The organism is Flavobacterium sp. (assembly GCF_024642105.1).
Lineage (GTDB): Bacteria > Bacteroidota > Bacteroidia > Flavobacteriales > Flavobacteriaceae > Flavobacterium.
In genome coordinates, this window is sequence record NZ_JAHEBT010000053.1 from 33,201 (window position 1) to 59,871 (window position 26,671).

The 26,671-nt window shown below is 34.8% G+C and carries 23 protein-coding genes; 14 read left to right on the plus strand and 9 right to left on the minus strand.

What is annotated here, in order from left to right; all coding sequences use genetic code 11:
* Positions 1-31 precede the first annotated feature (31 nt).
* From Q0L65_RS08470 to tnpA, 3 genes are all read right to left on the minus strand, one after another.
* On the minus strand, positions 32-1,078 hold the full coding sequence (locus Q0L65_RS08470; RefSeq protein WP_296685271.1) for a chorismate-binding protein: 1,047 nt from the start codon (positions 1,076-1,078) through the stop codon (positions 32-34).
* A 12-nt stretch (positions 1,079-1,090) separates the two neighbouring features.
* Positions 1,091-1,525: a PaaI family thioesterase gene (locus Q0L65_RS08475; protein ID WP_296685272.1), complete on the minus strand. Its 435-nt coding sequence runs from the start codon at positions 1,523-1,525 to the stop codon at positions 1,091-1,093.
* Between the two features lie 315 nt (positions 1,526-1,840).
* Entirely contained in the window at positions 1,841-2,302 is a 462-nt protein-coding gene (tnpA, locus tag Q0L65_RS08480) for an IS200/IS605 family transposase (protein ID WP_296685276.1), read from the minus strand.
* 94 nt (positions 2,303-2,396) lie between these two features.
* Between tnpA and Q0L65_RS08485 the strand changes: the two genes are divergently transcribed.
* The gene (locus tag Q0L65_RS08485) at positions 2,397-3,899 is read left to right on the plus strand and encodes a right-handed parallel beta-helix repeat-containing protein (protein WP_296685279.1); all 1,503 of its coding nucleotides are present in this window, start codon (positions 2,397-2,399) and stop codon (positions 3,897-3,899) included.
* A gap of 84 nt (positions 3,900-3,983) precedes the next feature.
* The gene (gene purL / locus Q0L65_RS08490) at positions 3,984-7,673 is read left to right on the plus strand and encodes a phosphoribosylformylglycinamidine synthase (protein ID WP_296685280.1); all 3,690 of its coding nucleotides are present in this window, start codon (positions 3,984-3,986) and stop codon (positions 7,671-7,673) included.
* Positions 7,674-7,712: 39 nt separating this feature from the next.
* On the opposite strand, the gene Q0L65_RS08495 is transcribed toward purL, so the two are convergent.
* Positions 7,713-9,641 (minus strand): alkaline phosphatase family protein, encoded by a 1,929-nt coding sequence (locus Q0L65_RS08495; protein ID WP_296685282.1) that lies wholly within the window; start codon positions 9,639-9,641, stop codon positions 7,713-7,715.
* A gap of 117 nt (positions 9,642-9,758) precedes the next feature.
* Here Q0L65_RS08495 and Q0L65_RS08500 point away from each other — a divergent pair, with 117 nt between their 5' ends.
* The 8 genes from Q0L65_RS08500 (at position 9,759) to Q0L65_RS08535 (ending at position 20,060) form a co-directional block, all read left to right on the plus strand.
* Positions 9,759-11,531 (plus strand): long-chain fatty acid--CoA ligase, encoded by a 1,773-nt coding sequence (locus tag Q0L65_RS08500; RefSeq protein ID WP_296685283.1) that lies wholly within the window; start codon positions 9,759-9,761, stop codon positions 11,529-11,531.
* Positions 11,532-11,679: 148 nt separating this feature from the next.
* Complete coding sequence (locus Q0L65_RS08505; protein WP_296685285.1) at positions 11,680-12,147, plus strand: MarR family transcriptional regulator; 468 nt, start codon at positions 11,680-11,682, stop codon at positions 12,145-12,147.
* A complete protein-coding gene (locus Q0L65_RS08510; protein WP_296685286.1) occupies positions 12,131-14,521 on the plus strand; it encodes a 3-hydroxyacyl-CoA dehydrogenase/enoyl-CoA hydratase family protein in 2,391 nt (796 codons plus the stop codon). Before Q0L65_RS08505 ends, Q0L65_RS08510 begins: the two co-directional genes overlap by 17 nt.
* Before the next feature lie 32 nt (positions 14,522-14,553).
* Entirely contained in the window at positions 14,554-14,916 is a 363-nt protein-coding gene (locus Q0L65_RS08515) for a four helix bundle protein (RefSeq protein ID WP_296685288.1), read from the plus strand.
* A gap of 46 nt (positions 14,917-14,962) precedes the next feature.
* Complete coding sequence (locus Q0L65_RS08520; protein ID WP_296685289.1) at positions 14,963-16,144, plus strand: acetyl-CoA C-acyltransferase; 1,182 nt, start codon at positions 14,963-14,965, stop codon at positions 16,142-16,144.
* Positions 16,145-16,280: 136 nt separating this feature from the next.
* Entirely contained in the window at positions 16,281-18,071 is a 1,791-nt protein-coding gene (locus Q0L65_RS08525; RefSeq protein ID WP_296685291.1) for an acyl-CoA dehydrogenase family protein, read from the plus strand.
* A 144-nt stretch (positions 18,072-18,215) separates the two neighbouring features.
* Positions 18,216-18,740: a superoxide dismutase family protein gene (locus tag Q0L65_RS08530; RefSeq protein WP_296685292.1), complete on the plus strand. Its 525-nt coding sequence runs from the start codon at positions 18,216-18,218 to the stop codon at positions 18,738-18,740.
* Positions 18,741-18,857: 117 nt separating this feature from the next.
* Positions 18,858-20,060 carry an LETM1-related biofilm-associated protein gene (locus tag Q0L65_RS08535; protein WP_296685294.1) on the plus strand — a complete coding sequence of 401 codons (1,203 nt, stop codon included), beginning with the start codon at positions 18,858-18,860 and terminating at the stop codon, positions 20,058-20,060.
* 31 nt (positions 20,061-20,091) lie between these two features.
* On the opposite strand, the gene can is transcribed toward Q0L65_RS08535, so the two are convergent.
* A complete protein-coding gene (can, locus tag Q0L65_RS08540; protein WP_296685295.1) occupies positions 20,092-20,730 on the minus strand; it encodes a carbonate dehydratase in 639 nt (212 codons plus the stop codon).
* 108 nt (positions 20,731-20,838) lie between these two features.
* Positions 20,839-21,318 carry a Dps family protein gene (locus Q0L65_RS08545; RefSeq protein ID WP_296685299.1) on the minus strand — a complete coding sequence of 160 codons (480 nt, stop codon included), beginning with the start codon at positions 21,316-21,318 and terminating at the stop codon, positions 20,839-20,841.
* Between the two features lie 116 nt (positions 21,319-21,434).
* Between Q0L65_RS08545 and Q0L65_RS08550 the strand changes: the two genes are divergently transcribed.
* Positions 21,435-22,376 carry a LysR substrate-binding domain-containing protein gene (locus Q0L65_RS08550; RefSeq protein WP_296685300.1) on the plus strand — a complete coding sequence of 314 codons (942 nt, stop codon included), beginning with the start codon at positions 21,435-21,437 and terminating at the stop codon, positions 22,374-22,376.
* Positions 22,377-22,398: 22 nt separating this feature from the next.
* Here Q0L65_RS08550 and Q0L65_RS08555 read toward each other — a convergent pair whose 3' ends face one another.
* The gene (locus Q0L65_RS08555; RefSeq protein ID WP_296685302.1) at positions 22,399-22,596 is read right to left on the minus strand and encodes a hypothetical protein; all 198 of its coding nucleotides are present in this window, start codon (positions 22,594-22,596) and stop codon (positions 22,399-22,401) included.
* A 127-nt stretch (positions 22,597-22,723) separates the two neighbouring features.
* A complete protein-coding gene (mnmD, locus tag Q0L65_RS08560) occupies positions 22,724-23,386 on the minus strand; it encodes a tRNA (5-methylaminomethyl-2-thiouridine)(34)-methyltransferase MnmD (RefSeq protein ID WP_296685304.1) in 663 nt (220 codons plus the stop codon).
* A 299-nt stretch (positions 23,387-23,685) separates the two neighbouring features.
* Here mnmD and Q0L65_RS08565 point away from each other — a divergent pair, with 299 nt between their 5' ends.
* A complete protein-coding gene (locus Q0L65_RS08565; protein WP_296685305.1) occupies positions 23,686-24,753 on the plus strand; it encodes a branched-chain amino acid aminotransferase in 1,068 nt (355 codons plus the stop codon).
* A gap of 68 nt (positions 24,754-24,821) precedes the next feature.
* Here the strand turns inward: Q0L65_RS08565 and Q0L65_RS08570 are convergent, their stop codons facing one another.
* Positions 24,822-25,208: a nucleoside triphosphate pyrophosphohydrolase family protein gene (locus Q0L65_RS08570; RefSeq protein ID WP_296685307.1), complete on the minus strand. Its 387-nt coding sequence runs from the start codon at positions 25,206-25,208 to the stop codon at positions 24,822-24,824.
* Between the two features lie 80 nt (positions 25,209-25,288).
* Between Q0L65_RS08570 and Q0L65_RS08575 the strand changes: the two genes are divergently transcribed.
* A complete protein-coding gene (locus Q0L65_RS08575; RefSeq protein ID WP_296685310.1) occupies positions 25,289-25,477 on the plus strand; it encodes a hypothetical protein in 189 nt (62 codons plus the stop codon).
* A 74-nt stretch (positions 25,478-25,551) separates the two neighbouring features.
* The gene (locus Q0L65_RS08580; protein WP_296685312.1) at positions 25,552-26,646 is read left to right on the plus strand and encodes a transcriptional regulator; all 1,095 of its coding nucleotides are present in this window, start codon (positions 25,552-25,554) and stop codon (positions 26,644-26,646) included.
* The last annotated feature ends 25 nt before the right edge of the window (positions 26,647-26,671 follow it).

Below are 26,671 nucleotides of genomic sequence, written 5' to 3' on the forward strand. Positions count from 1 at the left end.
GATATTGATATTGCAATTGTTTTTTGTAATTCTATAGTATTCGTTTCATCGTCATGGACTTATTCACGCTTTCCTTCCATTCTTTTTCAGGAATGCTGTCTTTCGTAATCCCACACCCCATATACAAATGCGCCTCGTTGTTTTCAATTTGCATACAGCGCAAATTTACAAACAAATCCGATGCAAAATTCCGATTCAATTCGCCTAAAAAACCAGTATAAAAACTACGATTGTAATTTTCATTGGCTACAATAAAAGCTTTCGAAATTGCTTTGGGGACGCCACAAACCGCGGGAGTGGGATGCAATAACTGAATCGCTTTTTTCAAATCCAACTCTTGTCCAAACTCGCCCGAAATATCCGTTTTAATATGCCAAAGACTTCCTGCTTTGACGCTGTATGCCTCCGAAACTTGAATTTCGGCACTGACTGCCTTTAATTTGGAAACAATATAATCAGTCACAAATTGTTGTTCTTCTTGTTCTTTTTGTTGCCAAATAACCTCCGCTGCTCCTGTATCTTTTTGCGTTCCCGCCAAAGCCATCGTTTCGAATGAATCAGCATTTGCTTTAAGCAATTGTTCGGGACTGGCGCCTAACCAAGTACCAATTTTTGGATGATGAAAACAATACACAAAAGCAGAACGATACTGTTGCACCAATTTTTGGAAAGTAGCTACCAAATCAAAATGAGCTACAGATACCGTTTCCCTTCGGGACAAAACTACTTTTTGAAATTCATTATTCTGTATGGCTTGAATCCCCTTTTCAACTAATTGCTGAAAATTAATTTGTGCTGATACATCCTCTTTTGCATCAAAATCGTTTTGCGGAGTAATTTCATTGTTCGCTATCCAATCTTCACTCCATTGTTCCGATTCATTCTCTGGAATGATGTAGTGCTGACTTCCATCAAAAGAGGCAAAAACAAAGCCTTTTTCAGTAAAATCGTGTACTTCAAACAACGTATCATTTTGCTGGAACAACCCTAAAACGGTATCCGAGTTCGGTTTAGAATAAACCACAAAAGGTAAGTTTTGCTGATAATGAAGCGCCATTTTATCGACTAATGAAATCATAGGAATGTTTTCTTATTTTTCGATTTTTCGTTTGGGCAATACCATATTCGTCAATTTACAAAGCGAAATCAATTGGTCATTTTCATCTACAATTCGGATTTCCCAAAGGTGAATACTTTTCCCTTTGTGGATAATTTTGGCGGTAGCAGTCACTATTCCGTTGCGTTTTGACTTCAAATGATTGGCAGCAATCTCAATGCCTCGCACCTCACTCAACTCAGGATTTACAAACAACATCGATGCGGCACTACCCACACTTTCTGCCAAAGCGACTGTAGCACCTCCATGCAACAACCCCATAGGCTGATGCACCGAAGGATTCACGGGCATCGTGGCCACTAAGAAATCTTCCCCTGCATCTACATATTCAATATTCAAGGTTCCCATCAAGGTGGTTTTTGCAAATCCGTTACAATAATCTAATATCTTTTGTTTATCGAATGACATAATTAGGGTTTTGAAGATGTAAAAATAACCAAATTTATCGAAATCAAACTACACAAATATCGTCCCTACGGGGCTACTACCAAAATATAACTCCTACGGAGTTATCAATCATAAAATTGAATAGTTAATCCCGTTAGGGATTATATTTCGGTAACATAAGAAATATAAGCATGAAGAATCCCTCTAGGAATGAAATATAGCGAAATCTAAATCCTATCGAGTTATCAACCACAAAATTGAAAGCTAATCCCGTTAGGGATTGTATTTCGGTAACAATAAGTGGTGAGGAGAGAAAAATCCCGTTAGGGATGATATTTAAATTAAATCTTTAAAAACATATCTTTCATCATAATCAATTTCAAAAGCGTTCAAAAAATCTAAATATTCTTCGTTAAACGTTTTTACTTGGTGCCTCTTTTCTTGATTTTGGATATACTTAATCACATTTTGAACGTGTGATTTAGAATACGAGAAAGCACCATAGCCTTCTTGCCATTCAAACTTGACCTTTAAAAATTTTTTCTCATTGATCCATTTTGATGAATTCGCTTTAATATCCTGCATCAAATCAGAAACCGACTGAGATGGTCGCATTCCTACTAAAATATGAAGATGATCTGGCATTCCATTTATAGCCAACAATTTATGATTATGCGCTTTGATTATTCCCGAAATATATTGGTACAACTCCTCTTTAAAGGAAGAATGAATAAGTCCTTTTCTGTATTTTACTGCAAATACAAATTGGAGATGAATTTTGGTATAGGTATTCGGCATAGATTTGGGTTCAATTGGGATTGGATATAAAGTTAGAAAATATGTTGTTAAAGCATATCAAATTATTCGTTATTTTTACCAAAAAACTAAACCCATGCAACTGAATCGATTGTTCTTTCTTATCGGAATCCTAGTTACGGTGTGTGCCTGCCGTTCCGATTTTGAGACCATTGCCAGTAAAGGAGATTTAGTTTTTTCTCAAGACACTATTTATTTAGATACTGTTTTTAGTACCATTGGTTCGAGTACGTTTCAACTCAAAGTGTACAATAAAAGTAACGAAGACATTGCTATTCCTTCGATTCAATTAGGCAAAGGACTCAATTCCAAATACCGAATGACGGTGGACGGCATGTCGGGCAATCAAGGGAAACTATTTCAAGACGTAACGCTTTTAGCCAAGGACAGTCTCTATATTTTTATAGAAACTACCGTCAATGCGGCAGATGCCAATCCGACCGACTTTTTATATACTGACCAAATCCAATTTGGTAGTGGATCCAACCTTCAAAAAGTAGAATTGGTAACTCTAGTCAAGGATGCTATTTTCCTTTTTCCACAGCGATTGTCCAACGGAAGCAAAGAGACAATACCTGTTGGTAACAAAACCGTCGAAGGTTTTTATTTAGACGATACCAAATTGCATTTTACCAATCAAAAAGCCTACGTAATTTATGGTTATGCTGGTGTTCCCTCAGGAAAAACCGCTGTTTTTGATGCAGGTACAAGGGTTTATTTTCATGCCAATTCAGGATTGATTGTGGTCAATAATGCTTCGCTTCAAATTAACGGCAGCAGTTCTTCAACCAGCCAACTCGAAAATGAAGTCGTTTTTCAAGGCGACCGACTTCAATCGGATTATGCTGATGTGCCTGGACAATGGGAAACGGTTTGGCTCAACGAAGGAGCTATTAATAACAATATTAATCACCTAACAATTAAAAACGCATCCATCGGCTTGTTAATTCAAAATAACAATGGCAACAATGTGAGCATTAAAAACACACAAATTTACAATTCAACCCACTACGGAATTTTTGCCCAAAACGGAAAAATAACTGCTGAGAATTTGGTAATTAATAATGCAGGAGAAGCTGCTTTAGGGTGTGTTTATGGCGGAAATTACACGTTTAGCCATTGCACTTTCAACAACAATTGGAATAGTTCTAGTCAACAGGCTGTCACATTGAGCAATTTCAAATTGGGTGTCGTTCCCGAAACGAATGCACTTAGTAAAGCGACTTTCAATAATTGCATTATTTATGGTGCCTACTCTAACGAATTGGAATTGAATAAGAAAACAGGAGCCGCTTTTGAATACCAATTCAATAATTGCCTCATCAAAATGGATTCGAAATCAGCGGCAACCAATCCGTTATACCAATTCACTACTGATGCAGCCCATTACAAAGCCATTATCTTAAATCAAGATCCTAAATTCCAAAGTGTTTCTAAAAACAAACTCAATATTGACGGGACTTCGGCTGCTTTCGCAAAAGGAAATTCCACTTATTTAATTCCGCTAGATATTACGGGAACCACCCGAACTTTACCTCCGGATTTGGGTGCCTACCAAAGCAAACCTTTTGTTAACTAATTTTTCATAAGTCTTTGCTTTTGTTACTTGCTCGAACTATTTATTTAAACTAAATTTGCATCGCAATACAACAAACTCAATACAATGATTCATTTCTTTGAAAACCAAAGTAAAACTGTTTTTGCCGTTCAAACGCAAAACGAAATTTCGGCTGAAGACATTTCAAAACTAAACTGGCTTTTTGCCGACGCGCATAAAATTGAGAAATCCGTCATAGCGGATTTTTTTGTTGGTCCACGCGCCACTATGATTACGCCTTGGAGTACCAATGCCGTTGAAATTACTCAAAATATGGGGATTTCAGGAATCATTCGAATTGAAGAATTTTACCCAGCCTCGGAAGATTTTACCGATTTCGACCCGATGCTTTCCCAAAAATATACTGAACTACACCAAGATATTTTCACCATCAATGTTACACCAGAACCAATTTTAAATATTGAAGACATTGATGCCTACAACAAAAAAGAAGGTTTGGCTTTAAGCCCAGAAGAAGTAGAATATTTAGATAATTTATCGACTAAATTAGGTCGTAAATTAACCGACTCTGAAATCTTTGCTTTTTCGCAAGCCAATTCAGAACACTGTCGTCATAAAATTTTCAACGGAACTTTCGTAATTGATGGTGAAGAAAAAGAAACTTCTTTATTCAAATTAATCAAGAAAACATCTCAAGAAAATCCAAACGATATTGTTTCGGCTTACAAAGACAATGTGGCTTTTCTTAAAGGACCTAAAGTACAGCAATTTGCACCAAAAACGGCTGACAAACCTGATTTTTATGAAGTAAAAGAATTCGATTCGGTTATTTCATTAAAAGCCGAAACCCACAACTTCCCTACTACTGTGGAGCCTTTTAACGGTGCTGCTACAGGATCTGGAGGAGAAATTCGTGACCGTTTAGCAGGCGGACAAGGTTCGTTGCCTTTGGCAGGAACTGCAGTGTATATGACTTCGTATTCTCGATTGGAAGCCAATAGAAATTGGGAAAATGGTGTTGCCGAAAGAAAATGGTTGTACCAAACTCCGATGGATATTTTGATCAAAGCGTCAAATGGTGCTTCTGATTTTGGAAATAAATTTGGACAACCCCTAATTACGGGTTCTGTTTTAACTTTTGAACACCAAGAAAATGCTTCGACAGGCTCAGCACAGGCTAGAAAATTGGGTTACGATAAAGTAATTATGCAAGCGGGCGGAATTGGGTACGGAAAATTAGATCAAGCGATAAAACACAAACCGTCAGCGGGCGATAAAATCGTTATTTTAGGTGGCGAAAATTATAGAATTGGAATGGGGGGTGCTGCGGTTTCTTCAGCAGACACTGGTGCTTTTGGTTCAGGAATTGAATTAAATGCGATCCAACGTTCGAATCCAGAAATGCAGAAACGTGCTGCCAATGCCATCCGTGGATTAGTAGAAAGTGACACCAATCCTATTGTATCGATACACGATCACGGTGCGGGTGGACACTTGAATTGCCTTTCAGAATTAGTAGAAGATACTGGTGGTTTGATTGATTTAGACAAATTACCTGTGGGCGATCCTACGCTTTCTGCTAAAGAAATCATTGGTAACGAATCTCAAGAAAGAATGGGATTGGTTATTGGTCAAAAAGACATCGATACCTTACAACGCATTGCCGACAGAGAACGTTCTCCAATGTACCAGGTGGGTGATGTTACTAACGATCATCGTTTTACTTTTGAATCGAAATCTACTGGGTTGAAACCAATGGATTATGCTCTAGAAGATTTCTTTGGCAGTTCGCCAAAAACCATAATGACTGATACAACGGTAGCGTACAACTACAAAGACGTTCAATACGATGCGACTCAATTCACTTCGTATTTAAAAGAAGTATTGCAATTAGAAGCGGTAGCTTGTAAAGACTGGTTGACGAATAAAGTCGATCGTTGTGTGGGTGGAAAAGTAGCCAAACAACAATGTGTTGGACCTTTGCAATTACCTTTAAACAACTGCGGTGTAATGGCTTTGGACTATAACGGAAAAGAAGGAATTGCCACTTCTATTGGTCACGCCCCTATTGCGGCTTTAATTGACCCTGTAGCCGGAAGTAGAAATGCGATTGCCGAATCTTTATCGAATATTGTTTGGGCGCCAATCAAAGACGGATTGAAAGGAATTTCATTGTCAGCCAACTGGATGTGGGCCTGTAAAAATGAAGGAGAAGATGCCCGTTTGTATGCTGCTGTTGAAGGATGTTCGGATTTTGCTATCGAATTAGGAATCAATATTCCAACAGGAAAAGATTCGCTTTCTATGAAGCAAAAATACCCTAACGACGAAGTAATCGCGCCAGGAACTGTTATCATCTCGGCAGGTGGTAACTGTACTGATATTAAAAAAGTAGTAGAACCTGTATTCAGATTCCCTGGCGAGGGAATGACAGGTGGATCTATTTATTATATCAATTTGTCACAAGACGAATTCCAATTAGGAGGTTCTTCTTTTGCACAAATATTGAATACTATTGGTTCTGAAACTTCAACAATTAAGGATGCTGCTTTCTTCAAAAAAGCATTCAATACTGTTCAAGAATTAATTGGTGCCAACCAAATTGTTGCAGGACATGACATTGGAAGTGGTGGATTAATCACTACGCTATTAGAACTATGTTTTGCCGATGTGAATTTAGGAGCGCAATTGAATTTTAGTGCTTTTGCAGAAAAAGACCTAGTTAAAATTCTTTTTGCTGAAAATATTGGATTGGTGTTGCAAGCCAAATCAGATGCTGAAGTTGAAGCAAAATTGAATGCGAATCAAATTGAGTTCTTCAAAATAGGAAACGTAACGAATACCGCTACCTTAGAAATCGCTGATTGGAAATTAGACATTGCTGAATACCGCGATGTTTGGTTCAAAACTTCGTTTTTATTAGACCAAAAGCAAGCGAAAAACGGAACAGCAAAAGAGCGTTTCGACAATTATAAAAATCAAGCGCTACAATTTAGTTTTCCAACTCATTTTACAGGAAAAAAACCAGTTATTGACGCGAGTAAACCACGTCCTAAAGCAGCGATTATTCGTGAAAAAGGAAGTAATTCGGAACGCGAAATGGCCAATGCGATGTACTTGGCTGGATTTGATGTAAAAGACGTTCACATGACTGATTTGATTTCGGGTCGTGAAACTTTAGAAGACATTCAATTTATTGGAGCCGTAGGTGGTTTTTCTAACTCGGATGTATTAGGATCAGCCAAAGGTTGGGCCGGTGCCTTTTTATACAATGAAAAAGCAAAAACGGCTTTAACTAATTTCTACAAAAGAGAAGATACTTTGTCTGTAGGGATTTGTAACGGATGTCAGTTGTTGATGGAATTGGAATTAATCAATCCAGAACACGAAGTACATGGAAAAATGCACCACAACAACAGCCACAAACACGAAAGTATTTTTACTTCAGTAAAAGTACAAGAGAATAATTCGGTGATGTTGTCTAGTTTAGCAGGCAGTACTTTAGGTGTTTGGGTATCTCATGGTGAAGGAAAATTCAATTTACCAATGGGCGAAGAAAAATATAACATTGTAGCTAAATACGGTTACGAAGGGTATCCTGCCAATCCAAACGGTTCTGATTACAATACGGCTATGCTCTGTGATGCAACAGGTCGCCACTTGGTAATGATGCCACATATTGAGCGTTCCATTTTCCAATGGAATTGGGCTAATTATCCAAAAGACAGAAACGACGAAGTTACTCCTTGGGAAGAAGCCTTTGTCAATGCCAGAAAATGGATTGAGAATAAATAAAAAAAAGCGACCAAATTGGTCGCTTTTTTCATTTATTGTCTATCGAGAATGTTCTCCTAACTTTCTATCCATCACTCTTGCCATATAATCTTGCAGATAGGCTTTACATTTTAATTCAATTAAATCCATTTCGGCATTTCTTTTAGTAATTAAATTACGTTTTAAATCTTTATCGTTTTTGGCATAGAAACCAATCACTTTATTACCATCAAATGTACAGATATAATTGCCACTCATAAATTGGTACAAATTAGCCGAATAACGTATAACAAATGGCTGAACTACTTTATCACCAATAAGACTTCTACCCCAACTTCTAAATGGTTTATTATAGCCTATCAAATCCAAAATAGTGGGGTATAAATCTATTTGTTGTGCATACTCTTTATGTTCTCCAACTAAATTAGAATTGGGCTTATAAATCATCATAGCAACAGTATTCTTATTCATTTCTTTCTTATACTCATCATAGAAAATAGTATTTCCATGATCTCCTACAAAAACAAAAATGGTATTATTAAACCATGTTTCCTTTTTGGCAGAAGCGAAAAATTGTTTCAACGCAAAATCAGTATAGCCAATGCATTGATGAATATTAACATCCCCTTTGGGAAATTTGTTTTTATACTTTTCGGGAACTTGATAGGGTTCATGAGAAGTCACTGAAAACAATGTTGTCATAAATGGCTGTTTTTCTTTACTTATTGTAGTATTAAAATATTGAAAAAAAGGTTCGTCCCAAATTCCCCAAACACCATCAAAATCGGCATCATTATTATATTCGTTTTTTCCGTAATAATGATCAAATCCTAAAATATTAGCATATCCTAAAAATCCCATAGAACCATTTGGCGCACCATGAAAAAAAGATGTAGAATATCCCTCACTCTTCAAAGTTGAAACTAAGGATTCTGTTTTCTGTTTCGGATAAGGCGAAGATGTAAAGGCATCTTTGAATGAAGGGATTCCTGCCAAAACTGATGACATAGCATGAATGGATTTATAACCATTAGCATACGCATTAGTAAAAATCAAACTATGTTGTGCTAGTGAATCTACAAAAGGCGTATATCCTTTATAATTGGAAATCTTGGAATCTTTGTTAAACGAACCAAAATATTCTTTAGCATTACTTTCTAAAATAAAAATAACCACATTAAGTTTCGATTTCGGATTATTTTTATAATACTTTATTGGTTGTACAAAGTTGTCAATAGTAGCTTTGTCAACAAAATTCATTTTTTTGAAATTATTGCTGAACATTGTTCTTATCAAAGCAAAAGGAGTATTCAAAACCACATCGGCTTGAGAAACATTTTTAACATCACGACTAGCATCGATCAAATTAATTGGGCGGGTACTCTTTTTGAAATCACCACGAATACCTCCAATGATCAGTGTAGAAATAATTAAAAAGCTAAAAAAAGAAGTGCCAAAATAAGCAACACCTGGATGGTGTTTAACATACTGAATAGATACTTTTCTATAAAGATAAATCCATAAATAAGAAACGCTGAAAAACAACACAAAAACGTGCCAATAATTAACTACAAAATTAATCAACAACAAGAACTTATTACTCTCGTGCTTCAAGGAGTCTAATGCCGCAATAGTCGATCTTCCAAAATTAAAACGATAGTAAATAAAATCTACAAAATTTGTAGCGTATCCTAATAAATTAGGCACAAAATACAAATACAGCAAAATTTTTTGATAGCGGCTGCTATGATTAATACGTAGTGGTATAATTGAAAAAACAATAAATAAAATATTCAAGTATAGAATAGAAGCAGTATCAAAAGCTAAACCGTGGTAACACATTGCTCCAATATCAGCTATACCATCAATTTGAATTAAATTTCTGTTGTAAACAAAGAATAAAATTCGGGCAATAAAATAAAATAGATAAGCAAGTAAAATTCTGTAAAATAACACTTTATACTCATCAAATCTCGGAAAACGGTTCATCTACTATATTAAAAAATTATATCGACAAAATTAGACATTTGCCTGCAACAATTTTAAATTTTAAATAAATATTGTGAATCCGCATAAATTAATTAATTTGCATAAAATTTATACTAAATGGTTTCAATTACAAGACTTTTTGACTTCCCTTACTACCAGCAAGAAAACTTCAATATTTCGGATGCTTTGGTTACCAAACAAGATGGAAAATGGATCAAAACATCTACTGAAGAATATATTGCCAAAGCCAATGCGATATCCAGAGCTTTGGTACAAATGGGAGTTCAAAAAAACGATAAAATTGCGATCATTTCGACTAATAATAGAACCGAATGGAATATTGTTGACATTGGTATATTACAAACCGGTGCCCAAACCATTCCTATCTATCCAACCATTTCAGAAGAAGATTACGAATACATCTTAAATCACTCTGAATCTATGTATTGCTTTGTTTCTGACGAAGAAGTGTTACGCAAAGTAAATGCCATCAAATCAAAAGTCCCTACTTTAAAACAAGTCTATTCATTCAACCCAATTGAAGGTTGCAAGCATTGGAGTGAATTATTGGAATTAGGTCAGGACAAAAACAATCAAAATGAAGTCGAAGCCAGAAAAAATCAAGTTACTTCAGATGATTTAGCGACTATTATTTATACTTCTGGAACCACAGGAAGACCCAAAGGCGTAATGCTATCGCACAGAAATATTGTTTCCAATGTAATTAATAGCGCGCCCCGAATTCCTTTTGAAAAAGGAAAAAGTCGCGCCTTAAGCTTCCTTCCTGTTTGTCATATCTTCGAGCGAATGATTTTGTATTTGTACCAATATTATGGCGTTTCCATTTACTTTGGTGAATCCATTGACAAAATCAGCGACAATATCAAAGAGGTAAAACCCAATGTGATGTCGGCAGTTCCAAGATTACTTGAAAAAGTATACGACAGCATCTATGCAAAAGGAACTCAATTAACCGGAATTAAAAAGAAACTCTTCTTTTGGGCCATTGATTTAGGATTACGCTATGAACCTTACGGCGCCAATGGAGCTTGGTACAAATTCCAGCTTAAAATAGCTCGTAAATTAATTTTCAGCAAATGGAAAGAAGGTTTAGGAGGTAACTTAGACTTAATGGTTTCTGGAAGTGCCGCTTTACAAACCCGATTAGCACGCGTATTTGCTGCGGCAGAAATCCCTGTAATGGAAGGCTATGGATTGACCGAAACCTCGCCTGTGATTTCAGTAAACGATATGAGAAATTACGGATTCAGAGTGGGAACTGTAGGTAAAGTTATAGACGGAGTAACCGTGAAAATTGCCGAAGATGGCGAAATCTTATGCAAAGGTCCTAATGTAATGATGGGCTATTACAAAGATGAAAAACTTACTGAAGAAGTACTAATTGATAATTATTTCCACACAGGAGACATTGGCGAATTTGATTCAGATGGATTTCTGAGAATTACAGACCGTAAAAAAGAAATGTTCAAAACCTCTGGCGGAAAATACATTGCACCTCAATTAATTGAAAACACAATGAAACAATCCCGTTTTATTGAACAAATTATGGTCATTGGTGATGGACAAAAAATGCCTGCAGCTTTCATACAACCTAATTTTGATTTTATAAAAGAATGGGCTAAGCTTCATAAAATTGCTATTGGAACTACTAACGAAGAAATCGTTGCTAATCTAAAGGTAATTGAACGCATTCAAGAAGAAGTAGATAAATTAAATGAGAAATTTGGAAATTGGGAAAAAATCAAACGATTTGAATTAACTCCTGATGTTTGGTCTATCGAAGCAGGGCACCTTACTCCTACACTTAAATTAAAGCGAAAAATTGTAATGGAAAAATACCTTGATCTTTTCCATAAAATTTACAGTTAAATAACTTATTTGCTCAATACGCACGACTCCTTTTTTCTAAATTCAGTAAAAAGGAGTTGTTTTTTTCTTAAAAACTTTAAAAAAATATTTTTTATTATGCGTGCATAGTATTTATTTCTTATATTTGAAATCGATATAGTGATGCATTATGAAAGATAAAACAATAGATTACATTCTCCGCGCTACTTGGCAGGCGGTATCCAGAATGTACAATGAAGAAGCGGCCAAATACGGAGCTACCATGGCAACAGGTTTTGTATTGCTAAGCATTGACAAAGAAAAAGGTACTCCTTCAACTACTTTAGGTCCTAAAATGGGAATGGAAGCCACAAGCCTTACTCGAACATTAAAATCAATGGAAGAAAAAGGATTAATTATCCGCAAAAAAAATCCATTTGATGGCCGTGGTGTTTTGATTTATCTTACCGAGTTAGGCAAAGAAAAACGAGAACTTTCTAAGAATACTGTTTTAAAATTTAATGACACGGTCAAACAACATGTTTCAGACGAAAAGCTTCAACACTTTATGGAAGTGGCAGAAACCATCAACGAATTAATTCAAGATAAAAATATATTTAATCAAACGGATACAATAAGCGATGAAACGAATCATTAAAAAAGTAGCGGTTGTAGGTTCTGGTATTATGGGCTCCGGAATTGCGTGCCATTTGGCTAACATTGGTTTAGAAGTGTTACTTTTAGACATTGTTCCTAACACCTTGACCGAAGCAGAAGAAAAAAAGGGATTGACTTTAGAAAGCAAAGTAGTTCGCAACCGAATGGTGAACGATCATTTGGCGAATGCCTTAAAATCAAAACCCTCTCCTATTTATCATCCCAAATTCGCCAACCGAATTACAACGGGAAATACCACTGATGACCTATCTAAAATTGCTTCTTGCGATTGGATTATTGAAGTAGTTGTAGAACGTTTAGATATCAAAAAATTAGTTTTTGAGCAAATTGACAAGTTCAGAAAACCAGGAACTTTGGTTACTTCCAACACCTCTGGGATTCCAATTCAGTTTATGAGTGAAGGACGTTCAGAGGACTTTCAAGCTCATTTTTGTGGAACACACTTTTTTAACCCAGCACGTTATCTAAAATTATTCGAAATCATTCCTGGACCTAAAACTAATTCAGAAGTGTTGGATTTTTTAACCGAATATGGTTCGAAATTTCTAGGTAAAACTTCGGTTGTTGCCAAAGATACGCCAGCGTTCATTGGGAATCGAATTGGAATTTTTGGTATCCAAAGTTTGTTCCATTTGGTGAAAGAAATGGGATTAACCATTGAAGAAGTAGATAAATTAACGGGACCTGTTATTGGTCGACCAAAATCGGCTACGTTTAGAACGGTAGATGTGGTAGGATTAGATACTTTGGTACATGTTGCCAACGGATTATATGAAAATTGTCCCAACGACGAAGCACACGAATTGTTTCAACTTCCTGATTTTATTTCCAAAATGATGGAAAATAATTGGTTAGGGAGCAAAACCGGACAAGGTTTTTATAAAAAAGAAGGAAAAGAGATTCTATCTTTAGATTTGAACACACTTGAATACAGAGCGGCTAAAAAAGCGTCTTTTGCAACTTTGGAATTAACCAAAACGATCGACAAACCGATTGACCGTTTCAAAGTTTTAGTCAAAGGAAAAGACAAAGCAGGTGAATTTTACAGAAAAAATTTCGCTGCCATGTTCGCCTATTGCTCTAATCGAATTCCTGAAATTTCAGATGATTTCTACAAAATTGACGATGCCATGAAAGCTGGTTTTGGATGGGAAAATGGTCCATTCGAAATTTGGGATGCCATTGGTGTAGCAAACGGAATCGAATTAATGAAAGCCGAAGGGTATGAACCAGCAACTTGGGTAAACGAAATGCTTGCTTCAGGAAGTACTAGTTTTTATTCTGTAAAAGAAGGAGCTACTTATTATTACAATATTCCATCAAAATCACAAACTAAAGTTCCTGGACAAGACGCCTTTATCATTCTAAATAACATTCGCGAAAGCAAAAAAGTGTGGAGTAATAGCGGTGCTGTGATTCAAGATTTGGGTGACGGAATTTTAAATCTAGAATTTCAGTCCAAAATGAATACGATTGGTGGCGATGTTTTGCAAGCTATTAATAAAGCGATTGACTTGTCTGAAAAAGAATACAACGGTTTGGTTATTGGAAATCAAGGCGCTAATTTCTCTGTGGGTGCCAATATCGGAATGATTTTTATGATGGCAGTGGAGCAAGAATATGATGAATTGAACATGGCGATTAAACTATTCCAAGACACTATGATGCGAGTGCGTTATTCAGCAACTCCTGTAATTGTGGCTCCTCACGGAATGACTTTGGGAGGTGGTTGCGAGATGACCATGCACGCCGACCGAGTGGTTGCTGCGGCAGAAACCTATATTGGGTTAGTGGAATTTGGAGTTGGTGTCATTCCAGGTGGTGGTGGTTCTAAAGAAATGACATTGCGCGCTTCAGATTTATTCCACAAAAACGATGTTGAATTGAATGTTTTACAAGAATATTTCCTAACCATTGGAATGGCAAAAGTAGCTACATCAGCCTACGAAGCGTTTGATTTAGGTGTTTTACAAAAAGGTAAAGATATCGTTGTTGTCAATAAAGACCGTCAAATTGCAACAGCAAAACAAATCGCCTTACAAATGGCAGAACAAGGTTATACGCAACCAATGCAACGAAAAGACGTTAAAGTGCTTGGAAAACAAGCGTTGGGAATGTTCTTAGTGGGAACAGACCAAATGCAAGCTGGAAAATACATCTCAGAACACGATCAAAAAATTGCCAACAAATTAGCGTATGTAATGGCGGGTGGTGATTTATCTGAACCCACTTTGGTAAGCGAACAATACTTATTAGATATTGAGCGTGAGGCTTTCCTAAGTTTATGTACAGAACGAAAAACCTTGGAAAGAATACAGTTCATGTTAACCAAAGGAAAACCGTTGAGAAATTAGTATAAAATAATAAGAATTAAGTATTAAGACCTATGCATAATTTTGAAAAATTAAAAATTTGGCAAAAAGCAATGGATGTAGCTGTTGAAGTATATAAAGTTTCTCTTTTACTTCCAAATGATGAGAGATTCAATCTAATTCATCAAATTAAGAAATGTGCCGTTTCTATTCCTTCAAATATAGCAGAAGGTTCAGGCAGAAATTCGAATAAAGAATTTATTCAATTTTTAGGAATTGCCAATGGTTCGACTTTTGAACTTATTACACAACTAATATTAGCAAAACGATTGAATTTGGTCAGTGAAGAAATAATTCAGCCAATTATAAATCAATTAGTTGAAATTAGTAACATGAGTTTTTCATTCCAAAAATCTCTAAAAGAAAATTTAAAATAACGTTTGGAATCTTAATACTTAATACTCCAATCTTAATACAAATAATATGAAAACAGCATATATAGTAAAAGCGTACAGAACTGCCGTTGGTAAAGCTCCAAAAGGCGTATTCCGATTCAAAAGACCTGATGAATTAGCGGCAGAAACAATTCAATTTATGATGAATGAGTTGCCTGATTTCGATAAAACACGAATTGATGATGTGATGGTAGGTAATGCTATGCCAGAAGCCGAACAAGGATTGAACGTAGGTCGATTAATTTCGTTAATGGGATTAAAAGTGACCGATGTTCCTGGTGTAACTGTCAATAGATATTGTGCCTCAGGATTGGAAACTATTGGAATGGCTACAGCCAAAATTCAAAGTGGCATGGCCGATTGTATTATTGCGGGTGGTGCTGAAAGTATGTCATTTATTCCGATGGGAGGTTACAAACCAACTCCTGATTATGCCGTAGCAGCTGCAGGAAATGAAGACTACTATTGGGGTATGGGATTGACGGCTGAAGCCGTTGCTAAACAATACGCTATTTCTCGTGAAGACCAAGATGAATTTGCTTTCAACTCACACCAAAAAGCATTAAAAGCTCAAGCTGAAGGAAAATTTGACAAACAAATAGTTCCTATCAATGTTGAACAAACATTTATAAACGAGAACGGTAAAAAAGAAACTAAAACCTATACCGTATCGAAAGATGAAGGGCCTAGAGCCGATACAAACTTAGCTGCTTTAGGTAATTTAAAACCTGTTTTTTCAGCTGATGGAAGTGTCACGGCTGGAAACTCCTCTCAAATGAGTGATGGAGCCGCTTTTGTTCTAATCATGAGTGAAGAAATGGTAAAAGAATTAGGCGTTACGCCAATTGCTCGATTAGTCAACTATGCCTCTGCTGGTGTAGAGCCAAGAATTATGGGAATTGGCCCTGTAAAAGCCATTCCGAAAGCCCTAAAACAAGCGGGATTAACTTTAAACGATATTGATTTAATTGAGCTAAACGAAGCCTTTGCTTCACAATCCTTAGCCGTAGTTCGAGAATTGGGTTTAAATCCTGAAATCGTAAACGTGAATGGTGGCGCTATTGCTTTGGGACACCCACTGGGTTGTACAGGAGCTAAATTGTCTGTGCAATTGTTTGATGAAATGAAAAGACGAGGTAGCAAATACGGAATCGTAAGTATGTGTGTAGGAACAGGTCAAGGTTCTGCAGGTATTTATGAATTGATGTAAGCCCCCTAACCCCCAAAGGGGGAATTTAAATTGTGAATCCACTTTGTATAGTAAAATTATAAATTAAATATTTTGTAAAATTAAAAACCTACTTACCCCTAGTAGGTATTCCCCCTTCGGGGGTTAGGGGGCTAATATGGAAGATATCACTAGAGGAGGACAATTCCTTGTAAAAGAAACGAAATGTGAAGATATATTCACACCCGAAGATTTTTCTGAAGAACAATTGATGATGCGTGATTCGGTAAAAGAATTCGTAGACAAAGAAATTTGGCCAAACAAAGACCGTTTTGAAAAGAAAGATTATGCCTTGACCGAAGAAACTATGCGCAAAGCGGGCGAAATGGGCTTCTTGAGCATTGCTGTTCCTGAAGCTTACGGCGGAATGGGAATGGGATTTGTGGATACGTGTTTGGTTTGCGATTATATCTCAGGAGCAACAGGTTCGTTTTCAACAGCTTTTGGCGCACATACAGGAATTGGAACCATGCCAATAACCTTATACGGAACCGAAGAACAAAAACAAAAATACGTTCCTAAATTAGCCTCTGGAGAATGGTTTGGAGCGTATTGCTTAACCGAACCAGGTGCTGGAAGTGACGCCAACTCAGGGAAAACAAAAGCAGTTTTATCAGAAGATGGAACGCATTATAAAATTACGGGACAAAAAATGTGGATTTCTAATGCCGGATTTTGTTCCCTTTTTATTGTTTTTGCCCGAATTGAAGACGATAAAAACATCACAGGATTCATTTTGGAAAACACAAAAGACAACGGAATCTCTTTTGGAGAAGAAGAACACAAATTAGGAATTCGTGCTTCGTCTACTCGTCAAGTGTTTTTTAACGAAACTAAAGTGCCAGTTGAAAACATGTTGTCTGAAAGAGGAAATGGATTCAAAATAGCTATGAATGCTTTGAATGTGGGACGTATTAAATTAGCAGCCGCTTGTTTAGACGCACAACGTCGTGTTACTTCTAATGCCATTCATTATGCAAATGACCGAATCCAATTCAACACACCAATTGCTAGTTTTGGTGCTATTCGTGCCAAATTAGCTGAAATGGCCACTTCTACTTATGCGGGAGAAAGCGCCACATATCGTGCAGCTAAATCTATTGAAGATAGAATCAATGTTCGCGTTGCCGAAGGAACTTCACATCAAGAGGCCGAATTAAAAGGGGTTGAAGAATTTGCTATTGAATGTTCTATTCTTAAAGTGGCCGTTTCTGAAGACGTTCAACATTGCGCAGACGAAGGTATTCAAGTGTATGGTGGAATGGGATTCTCTGAAGATACTCCAATGGAATCGGCTTGGAGAGATGCTCGAATTGCCAGAATTTATGAAGGTACTAACGAAATTAACCGAATGCTTTCTGTTGGGATGTTAATCAAAAAAGCCATGAAAGGTCAGGTAGATTTATTAGGCCCTGCTATGAAAGTACAAGAAGAATTAATGGGAATACCTTCTTTTGATACCCCTGATTATTCTGAATTATTTTCTGAAGAAAAAGAAATGATTGGCAAATTGAAAAAAGCCTTTTTAATGGTTGCAGGGGGAGCAGTTCAAAAGTTTGGAGCTGACCTAGAAGCGCACCAACAATTATTAATGGCTGCTGCCGATATGCTAATTGAAATTTATATGGCTGAAAGTACGGTTCTACGAACTGAAAAATTAGCCAAAAAACAAGGTGAAACAAATGTTCAAGAACAAATTGCTATGGCTAGATTGTATTTATATCAAGCTGTTGATATTGTAACACAAAAAGGAAAAGAAGGCATTGTTTCTTTTGCTGAAGGTGATGAGCAGCGCATGATGTTAATGGGATTACGTCGTTTTACCAAATATGCTAATATACCTAATGTAGTAGCACTTAGAGAAACTATTACAGCAAAATTGGTTGCCGAAAATAAATATTGCTTTTAAGTAGAAAGATAGTTTTTAGTTAGATTTAATTTGTTTTAAAAACCGTTTCTGGATTGTATTCAGAGCGGTTTTTATATTTTAAGAAAACTTTAATCTTTACTTCTGCTAATATGTGTAACTTTATGCAAATTAAAATAGAAAAAAATGAAAAAAATAGTCTTATCAATTATAGTTATTATCGGTGTAATTATCGGTTGCAAAACCGCCAACTCCAACGACACTAAAAAATTACTTTTAAATTTTGAACCTAAAAGTAATAGTACAGTATCTGGAACAGCGACTTTTGTAGAAAAAAATGGCAAAGTTACCTTTGAAGCTAAAATATCGGGGTTAAAACCAGGTATTCATGCCATTCACATCCACGAAAAATCAGATTGTTCAGCCGCAGATGGGAGTTCAGCAGGCGGACATTGGAACCCAACCTTTAAAAAACACGGTAAATGGGGAGAAGGAGAATACCACAAGGGAGATATTGGAAATTTCACCGCCGATGAAAATGGAAATGGTACTATCACTTTAACTACAGACGAATGGTGCATTGGTTGTGGAGATCAAACCAAAGACATTTTAGGCAAAGGATTGATTGTACACCAAGGCGCTGATGACTTTACAACACAACCAACAGGAAATTCAGGAGCTCGAGTGGCTTGTTCTTCTATCATAAAATAACAACCATTTAATTCTTATTTAAAACCGTTTTGTATCATTTTACGAAACGGTTTTTTAATTTTAATTTCATCTTTGGAATAAGAAAAAAACATAGCTTTGTATTTTTAAATTAAGTTAATGATAAACCCTTCGGTACCCGGTTGGATAGATAAATTTTTCAGTGAACAAAAAATTTCAGAAATGGAATTGGTCACCGAAAGTGACTCTTTCTATGATACTTTAAGAAAGACTGGTTTCATCTATGGACATATAATTTCGCTTGACACAAAATCAGCGATTCCAATTAAAGGTTGGTTCAAAGAGGAAGTATCAAAAGTCGCTTTATTCAACAGCCTATTAGGAGTTTATGTCTTAACGAAACAACAACTGAATTGGAATGAATTCATTGTAGAGACAGTGTCTTTTTATAATGAAATGCATCCCAAAGAATTCAATTTATTTAAAAAACTACTCCCGAAAAATAGTCCTTCGCTTACCCTGGAGAAATTTATTGATGAACGCGTTCAAACCAACGAAAACATTATCAGTAAAAACTTTTCTCATCTGGTAACTAATGCACTTTTGTTCATTGATGTTTTGGCCTTTCGCCAATATTTAATTCACGGAACAATTCCAGAAAAATACCTCAAAAAAATAGAAGAAACTATTGTCAACATTGTCACACTAGCTTTAAAGATAAAAACCAATAAATCGCAATATGACGATTTGTTAATCAAACTTTTTGAAGCTTCAATTCGTTATAGTAAGTTTTCTAAAAATGCTGATTTAAGTTTAGAAACGTTGCAATTGGATTATTTTACCAATGAATTAGAAAAAAAATACCTTATTGATATTGCTGGAATGGCGTTGTGGAATGATGGAATTCTGGAAAACAACGAAGCCTATTTTTTATATCAATTAGCCGAAACACTTTCTGTATCAGACGAATTTGTAAAACAGAGCATCAACGATACGAATAATTTTATATTCAAACATAAAAAAGAGATTCCGTACTTTAATTATTCCAATCCTGTCAAACATTTTTACGATCAAACTACCCAAAGTGTCGTAACTCTAATTGCACGAAACAGAACTCGTTTAGTTAAGGAAATAGTCCAAAGCAAAGAGCTAATGGTATTATTAGCTTATTCTACTAGCAGAGACTTGGATGAAAAAGAAAAGAAAAAAATTAAAAAACAATTATTAGATATTTGTAAAACAATCCCATCTTTAACTATTTTTCTCTTACCTGGAGGGAGTTTATTGTTGCCAATATTAATTAAGTTTATTCCTACCTTACTTCCATCTGCATTCAATGAGAATTTAGACATTGAGGAGTAAGTATAAAAAAACTGCCCGAAAGCAGTTTATATTAAAATTTTAATTGGTACACTTCATCCAAATCGACATCCGAACTAAAGTTAACATCTAAGTCGGTTACAAATCCTGAATTAAGTCCGTAAGCCCAGCCGTGAAGCGTTAATTCCTGTCCCGCTTTCCAAGCCGATTGCACTATTGATGTTTTAGCCAAATCAAAAACCTGCTCTTTTACATTTACTTCTACAAAAGCATTAAATCGTTCGGTCTCATTTTCGATACCATCAAGATACGTTTTATGCAAACGATATATATCTTTTATATGCCTAATCCAGTTATCAATAATTCCAATTGATTGATTGTTCATTGCCGCTTGAACACCTCCACAACCATAATGCCCACAAACTATAATGTGTTTTACTTTCAAAACATTGACAGCATAATCCAATACACTCAACATATTCATATCAGAGTGGATTACCATATTAGCAATATTTCTATGCACAAATACTTCTCCAGGTTTAGCTCCTACAATTTCATTAGCAGGAACTCTACTATCCGAACATCCAATCCATAATAATGGAGGAGTTTGTCTTTCAGCTAAATTCTGGAAATAATCAGGATCAAGAGCCAAAGAAGTCTCTACCCATTTTTTATTATTATCTAATATCTTTTTGTAAAAATCGTTACTCATAAATAAAAGTCTTAGTGAAGTCAAAAGTAATCTAAAATTAATTTCTTTTAGTCACTAAAAAAAATCATTTACTATTTTATTTTTCATATCACAACTTTACTAATTATGTTACAATTCTTCTTCCAGCCAAGCTTGTAACATCCAAATCGTTTTTTCTTGTTCTGCAATAAAGGCACTCATCATTGAATTAGTCCCTTCATCATTAATTTCGGATGAATTAGCCGCAATTTTACGTTCAATCTTTAGTAGCTGAGCTAACGAATTAACAATCAAATGAATCGCTTTTTCATCATTGGATATATCCTTCCCAATCTCTAATTGATTAAATTGCAAATAATCATCAAAAGTATGTAGCGGCCTTCCTCCTAAAGTTAAAACACGTTCTGCAATTACATCTACTTTTAACTGTGAATCATTGTATAACTCTTCAAATTTTAGGTGTAAATCAAAAAATCGTCTCCCTCTTATATTCCAATGTAACCCTCTTAAATTCTGGTAATACACTTGAAAATTAGCTAACAATACATTCAATTCTAAAACAATCAACTCTGATTCTTTTACGGGTAATCCTATTTTATTTGTTTTCATATTTAAAAAGTTATTTGTTAGTATTATATTTTTTTATGCTATTGATGAGAAAAGTATTTTTAAAACAATAAATTAAATTGATTGTTTTTATATTTACATCAAAATTGACTATACTTATGACTATTACCCAACTAAAATATGTTTTGGCTGTTGCTGAACACAAAAATTTCACATTAGCTGCTGATAAATGTTTTGTTACACAACCTACATTAAGTATGCAAATTCAAAAAATTGAAGAAGAACTTAACATTCAAATATTTGATCGAACCAAAAAACCAATTCAACTTACTGATATTGGTCAAAAAATAGTCAATCAGGCAAAAAACATCGTTAATGAAGCCGACAGAATCCAAGATATTGTAGAACAACAAAAAGGATTTGTTGGTGGCGAATTTAGATTGGGAATCATTCCAACGATTATGCCTACTTTACTACCAATGTTCTTAAATAATTTTATAAAAAAATATCCAAAAGTAAAACTCATCATTGAGGAGCTAAATACCGATGAAATTATTACCAAATTAAATAACGGTCATTTGGATGCAGCCATTGCTGCTACTCCTTTAGAGGAAGAAAAAATAAAAGAAATCGTATTGTATTTTGAACCGTTTGTAGCTTACATTCCTGAAAGTCATCAAGATTATCAAAAGCAAGAAATTGAAGTGGCAGATTTAAATTTAGATGAAATTCTTTTGTTACAAGACGGACATTGTTTTAGAGACGGTATTTTAAACCTCTGTAAAAACAATAGTCGTAATGAAATCAATCATTTTCAAATCGAAAGCGGTAGTTTTGAAACGCTTATCAAGTTAGCTGATGAAGGTTTAGGTACTACCCTACTTCCTTATTTGCACACTTTAGATCTTAAGGATTCTGACAAAAGTAAATTACGTCATTTCAAAGAACCAAAACCCGCGCGTGAAGTAAGTTTGATTTTCCCAAAAAGCGAGCTAAAAATTCATATTATTGATGCCTTGCGAAGCAGTATTGCTGGGGTAATAAAAGGAGCTATTGTTTTTCAAAATGTTGAGATTATTAGCCCTATCCAAAAGAAATAATATAGAAAACACGAAATTTTACTTACGGACTAATTACCAATAAACACGGTTTTAATTCTGGTTTTTCGTGGGTGAAATTAAATAGCCATTCTCTCAATTGTTCCATTTCGTAGGGCAACAAAGTTTTAATTGCTTTTTGTAATTCTTTGTAAAAAAGTGCGGGATCAAAACTGACTCTTTCTAGAATAGATTTGGTGTAGTCAAGCATTACTTTTGTCATAATGAATTCAATTTTGGGTTAAACTTCTAATTTTATATATTATAAATTTACATCAATATAAAATGTGAATTATACTATTTAACGAAGTTTTAAGTAAATTTATTTTATCCAAAATCAAATTAGTCATCTAACCTTTACTGGCTCTAAACATTTCTCTTTTACCTGGTGGTCCAGGTAATTTCTCAACTGTAAATCCTACTTCTATCATACTTCTTTTCACCACGCCGCGCGCAGCATAGGTCACTAATTTACCTCCAGGTCGAAGTGCAGTATACATTTTTTGAAAAATGGCAGTACTCCATAATTCAGGCTGTACTCTGTAGCCAAAAGCATCAAAATAAATCAAATCAAATTGTTCAGAGTCTTCAATTTCATCAAAAAACTGCTTCCGCTTAGTTAACTCAAAATCAGTATTTAATACTACTTTCTCATTCCATTTACTTTCGTGCATTCTTTCAAAAATAGCTTTTTGTGGAACGGCATTCAATTCATCTACATAATTCATTGCAAAAACTTCGGAAGCGTTTACAGGATACGCTTCTACTCCGACATAATTGATCGATTGATTTAATTTTTGAGATTCTAAAAAAGTGATAAAAGCATTCAAGCCTGTTCCAAACCCGATTTCTAAAATGGAAACAGATTGATTTGGAAATAGAGAAAGTCCATTCTGAATAAAAACATGTTGCGCTTCTTGAATTGCCCCGTGTTTTGAATGGTAACACTCATCCCATTCTTTGAGATGAATTGTCGTTGAACCATCAAGAGTTTGAATAATTTCTCTTTCCAATGAATATTTTTTGAAGTGAATACTGCCTAAGCCGTTTTATTTTATGCCCAAAATTAGTTAAAACAAAAACGTTTCGTTCGAAAAAAATTGATATTTTTTATATAATTCCCATAAATCGCCCTTAATTGTATGATTATTTTTAAATATGCATAAATCGCAGTTAATTGCCATAATTAATACTTTTTTCATAAGTTTATTAGCGATTTTTATTTAATTTTGTAATCATTAAATATTAGTATCCTAATCTTATGTGATAAGCTATTACTTATTACGATATATCATAAACATAATTCTTTATTATGAGTGCAACTCAAAACAAAAAAATTGAAATTATAAAAGCAGCTACTTCTAAAATTAATGAAGTAGATTTTGAAAACTTAAGTTTTGGAGCTGTTTTTACAGACCATTTATTTGAATGTGATTTTAAAAATGGCGAATGGCAAACACCTACTGTTAAGCCTTACGCTCCTTTTTTAGTTGATCCATCTACACGTGTTTTCCACTATGGACAAGCCATTTTTGAAGGAATGAAAGCCTACAAAGATGAACAAGATGCCATTTGGTTATTCAGACCTGATGAAAACTACAAACGTTTCAATAAATCAGCTGTCAGAATGGCTATGCCTGAAGTTCCTGAAGATATCTTTATGAACGGATTGAAAGAATTACTTAAAATTGATCAAGCTTGGATTAAAAAAGGGAATGAAAATTCTATGTACATTAGACCTTTCATGATTGGAACTGGTACAGGAGTAATTGCCAATCCTTCTGATAACTACAAATTCATGATAATCTTATCTCCTGTTAAATCGTATTATGCAGGCGAAGTTAAAGTAATTGTTGCGGAACATTATAGTAGAGCGGCTAATGGAGGAATCGGAGCTGCAAAAGCGGCTGGTAATTATGCTGGACAATTCTATCCAACTAATTTGGCGAACAAAGAAGGGTTCCAACAAGTAATTTGGACAGATGATGCAACGCATACCAAACTAGAAGAAGCCGGAACAATGAACGTATTCTTTAGAATTAATGATACTTTATTTACAGCTCCAACAAGCGAAAGAATTCTTGATGGAGTTACTAGAAAAACACTTATTGATCTAGCTAAGAGAGAAGGCATCAATGTTGAAGTACGTTCTGTATTAGTAGATGAATTAGTAGAGGCTGCTAAAAGCGGAAGCTTAAAAGAAATTTTTGGCGCAGGAACTGCTGCAGTTATCAGCCCGATTGCTGGATTCTCTTATAAAGACCATTACTACGAATTACCTAAATTAGAAAATTCAGTTGCAGCTGATTTGAAATTGAAATTAACTAATATTCAAAATAAATTAGCCGAAGATACTTTTGGTTGGACTGTTAAAGTTTAATTAAAACAAAATAAAAAAAGCGATTTTCAAATGAAAATCGCTTTTTTTATATGCTAAATTGACAGGTGTTATTCTCCTAAAATTTTAGAAAAATCAGGTTTAAAATAGTTGGGACCTTTCATTACTTTTCCATCTTCACGATAAATAGGATTTCCATCCTCCCCTAGTTTACTCATGTTGGAACGTTGAATTTCGTCAAACACTTCTTCGATTTTATGTTGTAAACCATGTTCTATAATAGTACCACAAAGAATATACATCATATCCCCTAAAGCATCCGCAATTTCAACTAGATCATTATTCAAAACAGCCTCCAAATACTCTTCATTTTCTTCTTTCATTAAATTGTATCGAAGTTGCTTTTTGGTTTCACCCAAATCGGCAATCGGAGATTCACTATGTCCTATTCGGAATGCGGTATGAAATTCCTTCACCGCTTTAATTTGTTTTTGCATAATTTAATTCATTAAATGAATCGGAAAATTAATAACTATTCTTGAACAATTGACTAAATTTGCTGTAAAATTTTCAATACATGTTTAGTACAGGACAATTAATCTTCGGACTCCTTTTCTTTATAGCCTTTGTAATCGCAATGGTTTTTGCCTACAGAAAAGACGCTAAGTTGCACCAACTCTTTTACAAAGGAAACTATAAGATATTGTTAGGTTTCTTACTATTTATAGGATTACTGTTTGTAATCAAGATTTTCTTTAAACGTTAGTTTCTTTTTTATCCTTGCTGTTATTTTGAGATAAAAAAACTAACTTTACCTAAGAAACCCAATTTATACCCAACATGAAAATCTTAAAATACATCTTCCTTTTACTTTTACTCAGTTTTGTTTCTTTTTCTGTTTTTATAGCAACGCAAAAAGGACATTTTGCTATTGAAAAAAGTAAAATAATCCACACGTCAAAATCAAACCTTTACAATTATGTGAATGATTACCAAAACTGGGGCGATTTTATGGCTTTTATGGTGGAAGATACTACAATAAAAATACGTTTTTCTAAAACTACCATTGGTAAAGGTGCTAAATCTACATGGGAAGGTACAGAGGGAAATGGAATTGTTCAAACTTTCTCAGTAAAAGAAAATGATAGTATCACACAAAAAATGGATTTGGATGGTTCCGAATTTAACACTACTTGGATATTCAAAGATACTTTAGGTGGTACAAAAGTGACCTTAAAATCTAAAGGAGAAATGAGTTTCTCTTATAAAATTTACACAGCTTTACATGGTGGAGCAAATAGAATAATAGGTAGTTTATTTGAAAAAAGTTTAGCAAACTTAGACCGAAGTTTGGATTACGAAATCAATACTTTCAAAATAAAAGTAAATGGATTAGTCCAAAAATTAGGGACCCCTTATTTAAAACAAAGTTTTACAAGTAAAATTAGTTCTATTGTAAAGAACACTCGAATTGTATTTCCTAAAATTATTGCTTTTTGTGAACAAAACAGTATTGAACTCAACGGTAAACCATTCATTATCTACCATACGTATGATGAAAAAAGTGGATTAGCTAAAATTTCGCTTTGTATTCCTATTAAGGAAGCAATTATGACTAGTGATGGTAGCGATATATTAGCAGATGAATTGGAATCTTTTAACGCCATAAAAACTTCACTTTATGGAGATTATTCACATATGGAAGAGGCTTTGAAAAAATCAAAATCGTATATTAATCAAAAAGTAATTACTCCCGATTCTAAATTTTCTCATTTAGAGGTGTATACAATAAGTAAATCAGACATCAAAAATCCTTCCAAATGGAAAACCGAAATTTACTTTCCTGTAAAACAAAAAAAAGCAACTCCTAAAATAGTTCCCGCAACTGAAGAAATCTCAAATCCAGAAGCAGATACAAATTCATCTGAAATTTAATCTTTGGATTAAACCTTTTGGACAA